Consider the following 12009-nt stretch of genomic DNA (forward strand, 5'->3'; position numbering starts at 1 on the left):
GCTACTCCAGCCCGAGGCTGTCGCGCAGAATATTCAGGCGTTCGTTATCCCCGTCACGGGCAGCCTGTTGAAGTGATTTCGTTGGCGCATGGATCAGGCGGTTAGTCAGTTTCCATGCCAGATCCTGCATAATGGCTTGCGCGTCGCCGCCCTGCTCAAGGGCTGCTAACGCTTTGGCGGTTAACTCATCGCGAACTTGCTCTGCCTGGCTGCGATACTCGCGAATGGTTTCGCTGGCACTTTGTGCACGCAGCCAGGCCATAAATTCGCTGGTTTCCTGAGCGACGATAGTCTCCGCCTCAACTGCGGCAGCTTTACGTTGCGCCAGGTTGTGCGAAATAATGCTTTGTAGATCGTCAACACTATAAAGGTAAGCATTCGCCAGTTTGCCAACTTCCGGCTCAACATCGCGCGGAACGGCAATATCTACCAACAGCATCGGTTGGTTGCGACGGCTTTTTAATGCGCGCTCCACCATGCCTTTACCGATAATCGGCAACGGACTGGCGGTAGAACTAATGATGATATCGGCTTCGCGCAGACGTTCGTCAATATCGCTCAAGGCAATCACTTCTGCGCCGACTTCATCTGCCAGAATTTGGGCGCGTTCGCGAGTACGGTTGGCGATAATCATCTTCTGTACTTTGTGTTCACGTAGATGACGCGCCACCAGCTCGATAGTCTCACCCGCGCCAACCAGCAGTACCGTCACCGTAGAGAGCGATTCAAAGATCTGCCGCGCCAGCGTACAAGCCGCAAAAGCGACAGACACAGCGCTGGCACCGATATCGGTTTCAGTGCGAACACGTTTTGCGACAGAGAAAGATTTCTGGAACATGCGTTCCAGTTCGCTGGCCTTCATATGGCCTTTTTGCGAATCGGCAAACGCCTTTTTAACCTGACCAAGGATCTGCGGTTCCCCCAGAACCAGTGAATCCAGGCCGCTGGCAACACGCATTAAATGGCTAACTGCATCGTTATCCTGATGCCAGTAGAGGCTTTTACGCAGATCGTCTTCATTGAGATTATGGTAATCGCAAAGCCAGCGGATTAACGCCTCTTGCAGGTTATCCTGCTCTTCAACGCTAAGATAAAGTTCCGTGCGATTGCACGTCGACAGCACCACGCCGCCCTGCACCATCGGCTGCGCAAGCAGGCTGTCAAGCGCCTGATCGAGCTTATCCGGCGAAAACGATACACGTTCTCGCAGCGATACAGGTGCCGTTTTATGGTTGATACCGAGTGCTAAAAGGGTCATGTCTGCGGGAAATAATACCAACGTTGATAGGGTTAGTCTGCTCGCATCATACAGGATGCGCGAGATCAATAAAAGAGAGAGCCCCCTTTTGGAGTAATTGCCGAAAGCCGTTAGATTCTGGCAATTAAGACAACTTGAACATAGACGATAGCGGACGGTAACGCTAGCATTAAGGGTTATAACTGCAACGTATCTCAAGGACTTGTCATCATTATGCCCCTGCCCGATTTTCGTCTTATCCGTCTGCTACCACTGGCTGCTCTCGTGCTTACTGCCTGTTCCGTTACCACGCCGAAAGGTCCTGGCAAAAGCCCGGATTCGCCACAATGGCGTCAGCATCAGCAAGACGTGCGTAATCTTAATCAGTATCAGACTCGCGGTGCATTCGCTTATATTTCTGATCAACAAAAAGTCTACGCCCGCTTTTTCTGGCAACAAACCGGCCAGGATCGCTATCGTCTGCTACTGACTAACCCATTGGGCAGCACCGAACTGGAGCTGAATGCTCAGCCGGGTAACGTGCAGTTAGTCGACAATAAAGGGCAGCGTTACACCGCCGATGACGCCGAAGAGATGATTGGCAAATTGACCGGAATGCCGATTCCGCTCAACAGTTTGCGTCAGTGGATTTTAGGTTTACCGGGTGATGCAACCGACTACAAACTGGACGATCAATATCGCCTCAGCGAAATCACCTACAGCCAAAACGGCAAAAACTGGAAAGTTGTTTACGGTGGTTATGACACCAAAACGCAACCTGCGATGCCAGCCAATATGGAACTCACCGATGGTGGTCAGCGCATCAAGTTAAAAATGGATAACTGGATAGTGAAATAATGCGGACACAGTGGCCCTCTCCGGCAAAACTTAATCTGTTTTTATACATTACCGGTCAGCGTGCGGACGGTTACCACACGCTGCAAACGCTGTTTCAGTTCCTGGATTACGGCGACACCATCAGCATTGAGCTTCGTGACGATGGGGATATTCGTCTGTTAACACCCGTTGAAGGCGTGGAACATGAAGATAACCTGATCGTTCGCGCAGCACGGTTGCTGATGAAAACAGCAGCCGCCAGCGGGCGTCTTCCTACGGGAAGCGGTGCAGAAATCAGTATTGACAAGCTTTTGCCGATGGGCGGCGGTCTGGGTGGTGGTTCATCCAATGCCGCGACGGTGCTGGTGGCATTAAACCATCTCTGGCAATGCGGGCTAAGCATTGATGAGCTGGCGGAAATGGGGCTGACGCTGGGCGCAGATGTTCCTGTCTTTGTTCGGGGTCATGCCGCGTTTGCCGAAGGCGTTGGTGAAATACTAACGCCGGTGGATCCGCCAGAGAAGTGGTACCTGGTGGTGCACCCTGGTGTAAGTATTCCGACACCGGTGATTTTTAAAGATCCTGAACTCCCGCGCAATACGCCAAAAAGGTCAATAGAAACGTTGCTAAAATGTGAATTCAGCAATGATTGCGAGGTTATCGCAAGAAAACGTTTTCGCGAGGTTGATGCGGTGCTTTCCTGGCTGTTAGAATACGCCCCGTCGCGCCTGACTGGGACAGGGGCCTGTGTCTTTGCTGAATTTGATACAGAGTCTGAAGCCCGCCAGGTGCTAGAGCAAGCCCCGGAATGGCTCAATGGCTTTGTGGCGAAAGGCGTTAATCTTTCCCCATTGCACAGAGCCATGCTTTAAGCCGGGCAAGCTGAGTTTCGGTGACAACGTCACCTTGTTCCAGACGTTGCATCGCGCTCTTTAATACACCGCCTGGAAAGAATCATGCCTGGCCCGCACAGTTTTCGGCAGATTCTTTCCACCAATGGACGCATGCCTGAGGTTCTTCTCGTGCCTGATATGAAGCTTTTTGCTGGTAACGCCACCCCGGAACTAGCACAACGTATTGCCAACCGCCTGTACACTTCACTCGGCGACGCCGCTGTAGGTCGCTTTAGCGACGGCGAAGTCAGCGTACAAATTAACGAAAATGTACGCGGTGGTGATATTTTCATCATCCAGTCCACTTGTGCCCCTACTAACGACAACCTGATGGAATTAGTCGTTATGGTTGATGCCCTGCGTCGTGCTTCCGCAGGTCGTATCACCGCTGTTATCCCCTACTTTGGCTATGCGCGCCAGGACCGTCGCGTCCGTTCCGCTCGTGTACCAATCACTGCGAAAGTGGTTGCAGACTTCCTCTCCAGCGTCGGTGTTGACCGTGTGCTGACAGTGGATCTGCACGCTGAACAGATTCAGGGTTTCTTCGACGTTCCGGTTGATAACGTATTTGGTAGCCCGATCCTGCTGGAAGACATGCTGCAGCTGAATCTGGATAACCCAATTGTGGTTTCTCCGGACATCGGCGGCGTTGTGCGTGCCCGCGCTATCGCTAAGCTGCTGAACGATACCGATATGGCAATCATCGACAAACGTCGTCCGCGTGCGAACGTTTCCCAGGTGATGCATATCATCGGTGACGTTGCAGGTCGTGACTGCGTACTGGTCGATGATATGATCGACACTGGCGGTACGCTGTGTAAAGCTGCTGAAGCGCTGAAAGAACGTGGTGCTAAACGTGTATTTGCGTACGCGACTCACCCGATCTTCTCCGGCAACGCGGCGAACAACCTGCGTAACTCTGTAATTGATGAAGTCGTTGTCTGCGATACCATTCCGCTGAGCGATGAAATCAAATCACTGCCGAACGTGCGTACTCTGACCCTGTCAGGTATGCTGGCCGAAGCGATTCGTCGTATCAGCAACGAAGAATCGATCTCCGCCATGTTCGAACACTAATCGAACCCGGCTCAAAGACCCGCTGCGGCGGGTTTTTTTGTCTGTAATATCCATTTGTATGACCTATGCCTCCTTCACCTGCCATTTAGTTGACAGATGATGCGCTCACGGATGAAACATTATTGTGAACAAAATATTTTCCTCACATGTGATGCCTTTCCGCGCTCTGATCGACGCTTGCTGGAAAGAAAAATATACTGCCGCACGGTTTACCCGTGACCTGATTGCCGGGATAACCGTCGGGATTATTGCTATCCCGCTGGCGATGGCGTTGGCTATTGGTAGTGGTGTGGCACCCCAGTACGGTTTATATACCGCAGCTGTTGCGGGGATTGTCATTGCTCTGACGGGTGGGTCACGCTTTAGCGTTTCCGGTCCGACTGCGGCATTTGTGGTAATTCTCTATCCCGTTTCGCAACAGTTTGGACTGGCAGGACTGCTGGTCGCGACACTCATGTCAGGTGTCTTTTTGATCCTGATGGGGCTGGCACGTTTTGGACGCTTGATTGAATATATTCCGGTTTCCGTGACCTTAGGTTTCACCTCGGGTATCGGGATCACCATCGGTACCATGCAGATTAAAGATTTTCTCGGTCTGCAAATGGCCCATGTCCCGGAGCATTATCTACAAAAAGTCGGCGCATTATTTATGGCGTTGCCGACCATTAATGTGGGTGATGCTGCCATTGGCATTGTGACGCTTGGCATTCTGGTTTTCTGGCCGCGTCTGGGCATTCGTTTGCCTGGTCACCTTCCGGCCTTGCTGGCTGGTTGCGCGGTGATGGGGATTGTTAACCTGCTCGGCGGACATGTTGCTACCATCGGTTCGCAATTCCACTACGTTCTGGCCGATGGTTCTCAGGGTAACGGTATTCCGCAATTGCTGCCACAACTGGTGCTGCCGTGGGATCTACCTGATTCAGAATTCACGCTAACCTGGGATTCTATTCGCACACTGCTGCCTGCGGCATTCTCAATGGCAATGCTCGGCGCAATCGAATCTCTGCTCTGCGCCGTGGTACTGGATGGTATGACCGGAACGAAACACAAAGCGAACAGCGAACTGGTTGGACAGGGACTGGGGAATATCATCGCCCCGTTCTTTGGTGGTATTACCGCTACAGCTGCCATCGCGCGTTCTGCCGCTAACGTCCGTGCCGGGGCAACTTCCCCTATCTCGGCGGTGATCCACTCTATTCTGGTTATTCTTGCCCTGCTGGTACTGGCACCGCTGCTCTCCTGGCTGCCGCTTTCCGCCATGGCTGCCCTGCTGTTGATGGTGGCGTGGAACATGAGTGAAGCGCACAAAGTGGTCGACTTGCTGCGTCATGCGCCGAAAGATGACATCATCGTCATGCTGCTGTGCATGTCGCTGACCGTGCTGTTTGATATGGTTATTGCCATCAGTGTGGGGATCGTGTTGGCATCGCTGCTGTTTATGCGTCGTATCGCGCGTATGACTCGCCTGGCCCCAGTAGTCGTAGACGTTCCAGACGATGTCCTGGTTCTGCGCGTTATTGGCCCGCTGTTCTTTGCTGCCGCTGAAGGCTTGTTCACGGACCTGGAGTCACGTCTTGAAGGCAAGCGGATTGTCATTCTGAAGTGGGATGCCGTTCCGGTGCTTGATGCTGGTGGCCTTGATGCGTTCCAGCGTTTTGTGAAGCGTCTGCCCGAAGGATGTGAACTGCGCGTGTGTAACGTGGAATTCCAGCCGCTGCGCACTATGGCTCGCGCAGGGATTCAACCGATCCCGGGACGCCTGGCGTTCTTCCCGAATCGTCGCGCGGCGATGGCGGATTTATAAGTACGAAATTGACCAGTCAGCGCAAACTGACTGGTCAGCAAACGGCATTATTTGTTAGCTATGACGGCGATTATCGCTACGGCGGCAACGTTTGTCATAGTGGCGAACCCACCAGTAACGGTCGCACACCTGTTCATGCCCGCCAACACGGGCACCCGCCAGCCAGAGAATGGCACCGACGAAAATACTTAGCACTGCACCATGTGCGAAATACTGGGGCATATTAAACTGTGGTAACTGGTTGAGGATTGAATACCCCACGCCGACCACCATTACCACCAGACCCAACCCCATGAGCACGTTACCGAGTAACGAAGCGTTTTTGCGTTTCATATGTCACCTCCGGAACTTTCTGGGTTGTAACAGGGAATACCCCTCTTCCTTATGTGTAAAGTATAGACAACACCCTGTGGGTTATGTGCGGGCGTGATCACAATTACAACCCTTATTTCAACAAAACTTTACAAATAAATGCCTGAACACCTTGACTTTCTAATAGTCCACTTAGGCAATTATTGCGTTATCTGCATTTGATACGCAGTTTTTTGTCAAGCGGGGCCGCAACCAGTAAACTACGCGCCAGTTATGTACACACTCAGGACAAAAAAACGTGACGATTAAATTGATTGTCGGTCTGGCGAACCCCGGCGCTGAATACGCCGCAACGCGACATAATGCTGGCGCCTGGTTCGTTGACTTACTGGCTGAGCGTTTGCGCGCTCCGCTGCGCGAAGAGGCTAAATTCTTTGGTTATACTTCGCGAGTCACCCTTGGAGGCGAAGATGTCCGCCTGTTAGTCCCGACTACATTTATGAATCTCAGCGGCAAAGCCGTTGCGGCGATGGCCAGTTTTTTCCGCATTAATCCGGACGAAATTCTGGTTGCCCACGACGAACTGGATCTGCCACCTGGCGTCGCCAAATTTAAGTTGGGCGGTGGCCATGGTGGTCACAATGGACTGAAAGACATCATCAGTAAATTGGGTAATAACCCTAACTTTCACCGTTTACGCATCGGAATCGGTCATCCGGGCGATAAAAATAAAGTTGTCGGTTTTGTGTTAGGCAAACCGCCTGTTAGTGAACAGAAGTTAATTGATGAAGCCATCGACGAAGCGGCACGTTGTACTGAAATGTGGTTTACAGAGGGCTTGACCAAAGCAACGAACCGATTGCACGCCTTTAAAGCGCAATAAGTCGTTGTCTGCGGCATTTTTGCCGAGTGCCGTGTATAATAGGCAAAGTTATTTCCATTTCTGCAATCTGTTAGCAATAACAGGTTGATTATTAAGATATTAAGGTGATTTAAATCATGGGATTCAAATGCGGTATCGTCGGTTTGCCCAACGTCGGGAAATCTACCCTGTTCAACGCGCTGACCAAAGCCGGTATTGAAGCGGCCAACTTTCCATTCTGCACCATCGAGCCGAACACAGGCGTCGTACCAATGCCTGACCCTCGCCTGGATCAACTGGCTGAAATCGTAAAACCGCAGCGTACGCTTCCCACGACCATGGAATTTGTCGATATCGCCGGTCTGGTAAAAGGCGCATCGAAAGGCGAAGGTCTGGGTAACCAGTTCCTGACCAACATCCGTGAAACCGAAGCGATCGGTCACGTTGTTCGCTGCTTTGAAAACGACAACATCATTCACGTTTCCGGCAAAGTTAACCCGGCGGATGATATTGAAGTTATCAACACAGAACTGGCGCTGGCAGACCTCGACACCTGCGAACGTGCGATTCATCGCGTACAGAAGAAAGCCAAAGGCGGCGATAAAGACGCGAAAGCCGAGCTGGCGGTACTGGAAAAATGCCTGCCACAGCTGGAAAACGCAGGTATGCTGCGCGCGCTGGATTTAAGCGCTGAAGAGAAAGCGGCTATTCGTTACCTGAGCTTCCTGACGCTGAAACCAACAATGTACATCGCCAACGTCAACGAAGACGGTTTTGAAAACAACCCGTATCTTGACCAGGTGCGTGAAATCGCGGCGAAAGAAGGTTCTGTTGTGGTTCCGGTTTGTGCTGCTGTTGAAGCAGACATTGCCGAACTGGACGACGAAGAACGTGACGAGTTTATGCAGGAGCTTGGGCTGGAAGAGCCGGGCCTGAACCGCGTGATCCGTGCCGGTTATAAGCTGCTGAACCTGCAAACTTACTTCACCGCTGGGGTGAAAGAAGTGCGTGCATGGACCATTCCGGTTGGTGCAACCGCGCCGCAGGCCGCTGGCAAAATCCATACTGATTTTGAAAAAGGCTTTATCCGCGCACAAACTATTTCGTTCGAAGATTTCATCACTTACAAAGGTGAACAAGGCGCGAAAGAAGCGGGCAAAATGCGTGCAGAAGGTAAAGATTACATCGTTAAAGATGGCGATGTAATGAACTTCCTGTTCAATGTCTAATTAATTTGTTGTCTCATGAGGTTTCGCTAAATCTCATGAAGAGCGCAAAAGTATATAAAATCCACGCAATTGCGTGGATTTTTCATTTCACCGAGTCCTAACCATTCTTATAACATCCTACACTTTTGTGCTTATTGCCTATAGTGAACCACGAGAATAATTAAAGACATAAGTGTTCAGATGAGGGATATCTCATTAGCAATGAGATCACGTAAGTTTGTGTTCCACTGCACATCAGACACCTTTTACAGCTGATCAATATTGATCACGCTCCAATATGCTGGCGAGAAAAGGACTTGCCTGAAGGGCAATATCCAGCAGATAAAGCCCCCGAATAACGTGATTACGTGCGATCCTGGCAAGATGAAAATGATAACCAGTATCACGATAATAACGATATGCCAGAAAATCCATTGATCAAAAATGAATATCGATGTTTTTTGCTTTTTCTTATTAGTAATGCAAAAATGGCTCATATTGTTTTTGTTATGCAGATACATCAAGCGAAAATCCCATAACTAATTAGGATTATTACAAAAAATATTCACCAAATTATTTAACCGCTGTTTGTTGTAATGTTTTTGTCATATTCATAGTAACGAATTGGAATAAGTAACGACAACTTAGGGAATAACTCGATCTAAACTCACCTTTGTAAGGGGGATGTTAAATATATATTAATTCCTGTGTTCCTGATTTTGCCCGGTAATAGAGAATTATTCTCAGAGCAGCTCATCATGATTGCACCATACAAATATCATGATGATAAGAGGATATTATTCATTGACTTAAACAAAATGACAAAATCCATAGACCCATAGCTTGGGTACTATATAGGAGTGGTATGGGCATCAAACAACACAATGGGAATACCAAAGCCGATCGTCTCGCTGAATTAAAAATCCGTTCGCCCTCCATTCAACTGATAAAATATGGCGCTATTGGTTTGAATGCAATTATCTTTTCCCCCCTGCTGATAGCTGCTGATTTAGGAAGTCAAAATGGCACCAATATTACTATTAATGATGGTGACAGAATTACAGGAGATACCGCCGATCCATCAGGAAACCTCTATGGTGTAATGACCCCAGCAGGAAACACGCCTGGCAATATCAACCTGGGTGATGATGTCACCGTCAATGTCAACGACGCCTCTGGATATGCAAAGGGAATCATTATTCAGGGCAAGAACAGCTCTCTGACAGCTAACCGACTTACAGTAGATGTTGTTGGTCAAACCTCTGCCATCGGCATTAATTTAATTGGTGACTATACACATGCTGACTTAGGCACAGGCAGCACCATTAAGAGTAACGATGACGGCATCATTATTGGGCATAGCTCAACACTAACAGCCTCTCAATTCACCATTGAAAACTCGAACGGTATAGGCCTAACCATCAATGACTATGGCACCAGTGTCGATCTTGGAAGCGGTAGTAAAATCAAGACCGATGGAAGTATAGGTGTTTATATCGGTGGTCTCAACGGCAATAACGCCAACGGTGCTGCGCGTTTTACGGCGACAGACCTGACAATCGATGTTCAGGGCTACAGCGCCATGGGAATAAACGTACAGAAAAACTCTGTTGTCGATCTCGGAACAAACAGTACCATTAAAACCAATGGCGATAATGCACACGGCCTCTGGAGCTTTGGCCAGGTGAGCGCGAATGCACTCACTGTTGATGTAACTGGAGCCGCTGCCAATGGCGTCGAAGTTCGTGGTGGTACAACCACTATCGGTGCTGATAGCCATATTTCTTCCGCGCAGGGCGGTGGCCTCGTAACCAGTGGTTCAGACGCGACAATCAATTTTTCTGGCACGGCAGCGCAACGAAACAGCATCTTTTCCAGCGGTTCTTATGGTGCCTCAGCCCAGACGGCAACGGCTGTTATCAACATGCAAAATACCGATATTACGGTTGATCGTAATGGCAGTCTGGCGCTGGGTTTGTGGGCGCTCAGCGGCGGTAGAATAACCGGAGACAGTTTGGCTATCACCGGCGCGGCAGGAGCCAGGGGGATTTATGCCATGACCAACAGCCAGATCGATCTCACGAGCGATCTGGTCATTGATATGAGTACACCCGACCAGATGGCCATCGCAACGCAACATGACGATGGTTATGCCGCCAGCCGCATCAACGCTTCGGGTCGTATGCTTATCAACGGTAGCGTTCTTTCTAAAGGTGGGCTAATCAATCTGGATATGCACCCTGGGTCGGTTTGGACAGGTTCTTCCCTCAGCGATAATGTCAATGGCGGGAAACTGGACGTTGCAATGAATAACAGCGTCTGGAACGTAACAAGTAATTCTAATCTCGACACGCTGGCGCTGAGCCATTCAACTGTCGATTTTGCCAGCCACGCGTCAACTGCCGGCACATTTACCACATTAAACGTAGAGAACCTTAGCGGTAACAGTACCTTTATTATGCGTGCTGATGTTGTTGGCGAGGGTAATGGCGTTAATAATAAAGGAGATTTATTGAATATCTGCGGGAGTAGTGCTGGTAATCACGTATTGGCTATCCGTAACCAGGGCAGCGAGGCCACAACGGGAAATGAAGTTCTGACAGTGGTAAAAACCACTGACGGCGCGGCCTCGTTCAGCGCGTCTTCTCAGGTTGAGTTGGGGGGATATCTGTATGATGTGCGTAAAAATGGCACTAACTGGGAGCTTTATGCTTCCGGGACAATTCCGGAGCCGACTCCTAATCCAGAGCCCACACCAGCTCCCGCTCAGCCCCCCATAGTCAACCCAGATCCTACGCCTGCCCCCGCTCCCACGCCTAAACCCACCACGACCGCAGATGCTGGCGGCAATTATCTCAATGTCGGTTACTTATTGAACTATGTTGAAAACCGTACGCTGATGCAACGGATGGGTGACCTGCGAAATCAGGGTAAAGACGGTAATATCTGGTTGCGCAGTTATGGGGGAAGCCTGGACTCCTTTGCCAGTGGCAAACTGAGCGGCTTTGACATGGGTTACAGCGGTATCCAGTTTGGTGGGGATAAACGTCTCTCTGATGAAATGCCGTTGTATGTCGGTCTGTATATTGGCTCAACACATGCATCGCCGGACTATAGCGGAGGCGACGGTACCGCACGTTCAGACTACATGGGAATGTACGCCAGTTACATGGCACACAACGGTTTTTACAGCGATCTCGTTGTAAAAGCATCGCACCAGAAAAATAGTTTCCACGTACTGGACAGTCAGAACAACGGCGTTAACGCCAACGGCACTGCGAATGGATTGAGCATCTCCCTGGAAGCCGGGCAGAGGTTCAACCTGACCCCTACTGGTTATGGGTTCTATATAGAGCCGCAAACCCAGCTCACATACAGCCACCAGAATGGGATGGCTATGAAGGCGAGTAATGGTCTCAATATACATCTGAATCACTACGAATCGCTGCTGGGGCGTGCCAGCATGATACTGGGATATGACATCACCGCAGGCAACAGCCAGCTGAATGTCTATGTGAAGACTGGCGCTATCCGCGAGTTTTCAGGGGATACCGAATATCTGTTGAACAACTCCCGGGAGAAGTACAGTTTCAAAGGTAATGGCTGGAATAACGGCGTGGGAGTCAGTGCACAGTATAACAAACAGCACACATTCTATCTCGAAGCGGATTACACGCAGGGTAACCTCTTTGATCAGAAGCAAGTCAACGGAGGATATCGCTTCAGCTTTTAAGTGCGGGATAGACAAGCCCTTAAACGATGCTGAAAATTGTTAGCGT

Annotated in this window: 9 protein-coding genes; 7 read left to right on the forward strand and 2 right to left on the reverse strand. The window is 50.2% G+C overall.

Features of this window, described 5'->3' with window-relative positions:
* Position 1 precedes the first annotated feature (1 nt).
* Positions 2–1258: a glutamyl-tRNA reductase gene (gene hemA, locus FQ015_RS06885; RefSeq protein WP_001353262.1), complete on the reverse strand. Its 1257-nt coding sequence runs from the start codon at positions 1256–1258 to the stop codon at positions 2–4.
* Positions 1259–1471: 213 nt separating this feature from the next.
* Here hemA and lolB point away from each other — a divergent pair, with 213 nt between their 5' ends.
* The 4 genes from lolB (at position 1472) to dauA (ending at position 5848) form a co-directional block, all read left to right on the forward strand.
* Positions 1472–2095, forward strand: a complete 624-nt coding sequence (gene lolB / locus FQ015_RS06890) for a lipoprotein insertase outer membrane protein LolB (protein ID WP_001130692.1) — start codon at positions 1472–1474, stop codon at positions 2093–2095.
* Complete coding sequence (gene ispE / locus FQ015_RS06895; protein ID WP_105278671.1) at positions 2095–2946, forward strand: 4-(cytidine 5'-diphospho)-2-C-methyl-D-erythritol kinase; 852 nt, start codon at positions 2095–2097, stop codon at positions 2944–2946. The genes lolB and ispE overlap by 1 nt, the downstream gene beginning before the upstream one ends.
* A 150-nt stretch (positions 2947–3096) precedes the next feature.
* On the forward strand, positions 3097–4044 hold the full coding sequence (gene prs / locus FQ015_RS06900) for a ribose-phosphate diphosphokinase (RefSeq protein WP_001298109.1): 948 nt from the start codon (positions 3097–3099) through the stop codon (positions 4042–4044).
* Positions 4045–4168: 124 nt separating this feature from the next.
* Entirely contained in the window at positions 4169–5848 is a 1680-nt protein-coding gene (dauA, locus tag FQ015_RS06905) for a C4-dicarboxylic acid transporter DauA (RefSeq protein ID WP_024190050.1), read from the forward strand.
* 54 nt (positions 5849–5902) lie between these two features.
* Here the strand turns inward: dauA and ychH are convergent, their stop codons facing one another.
* Positions 5903–6181: a stress-induced protein YchH gene (ychH, locus tag FQ015_RS06910; protein WP_000823885.1), complete on the reverse strand. Its 279-nt coding sequence runs from the start codon at positions 6179–6181 to the stop codon at positions 5903–5905.
* A gap of 277 nt (positions 6182–6458) precedes the next feature.
* On the opposite strand from ychH, the gene pth reads away from it, so the two are divergent.
* The 3 genes from pth (at position 6459) to FQ015_RS06925 (ending at position 11963) form a co-directional block, all read left to right on the forward strand.
* Entirely contained in the window at positions 6459–7043 is a 585-nt protein-coding gene (pth, locus tag FQ015_RS06915; RefSeq protein ID WP_000152937.1) for an aminoacyl-tRNA hydrolase, read from the forward strand.
* A gap of 116 nt (positions 7044–7159) precedes the next feature.
* On the forward strand, positions 7160–8251 hold the full coding sequence (gene ychF / locus FQ015_RS06920) for a redox-regulated ATPase YchF (protein WP_000505866.1): 1092 nt from the start codon (positions 7160–7162) through the stop codon (positions 8249–8251).
* An 844-nt stretch (positions 8252–9095) separates the two neighbouring features.
* Complete coding sequence (locus tag FQ015_RS06925) at positions 9096–11963, forward strand: autotransporter outer membrane beta-barrel domain-containing protein (RefSeq protein ID WP_160523880.1); 2868 nt, start codon at positions 9096–9098, stop codon at positions 11961–11963.
* Positions 11964–12009 lie beyond the last annotated feature (46 nt).

It is taken from the genome of Escherichia sp. HH26CH, assembly GCF_009820205.1.
GTDB classification, from domain to species: domain Bacteria; phylum Pseudomonadota; class Gammaproteobacteria; order Enterobacterales; family Enterobacteriaceae; genus Escherichia; species Escherichia coli_F.